The following is a 202-nucleotide window of genomic DNA, read 5'->3' as shown; positions in this document are numbered from 1 at the left end:
CCTTGTGCCTTTACACTCTACGAATGATTTCCAACCATTCTGAGGGAACCTTTGGGCGCCTCCGTTACATTTTAGGAGGCGACCGCCCCAGTCAAACTGCCCACCTGACACTGTCTCCCGGCCCGATTAGGGCCGCGGGTTAGAATTTCAATACAGCCAGGGTAGTATCCCACCGACGCCTCCACCGAAGCTAGCGCTCCGG

At 56.9% G+C, this 202-nt stretch carries 1 rRNA gene; it reads right to left on the bottom strand.

What is annotated here, in order from left to right:
• A 23S ribosomal RNA gene (locus M3225_RS29385) occupies positions 1–202 on the bottom strand; the annotation flags it as partial.

The organism is Priestia aryabhattai, from assembly GCF_023715685.1.
GTDB classification, from domain to species: Bacteria; Bacillota; Bacilli; order Bacillales; family Bacillaceae_H; genus Priestia; species Priestia aryabhattai_B.
The sequence above is the reverse complement of the archived record's forward strand: the minus strand, read 5'-3'. Positions and strand labels throughout refer to the sequence as shown.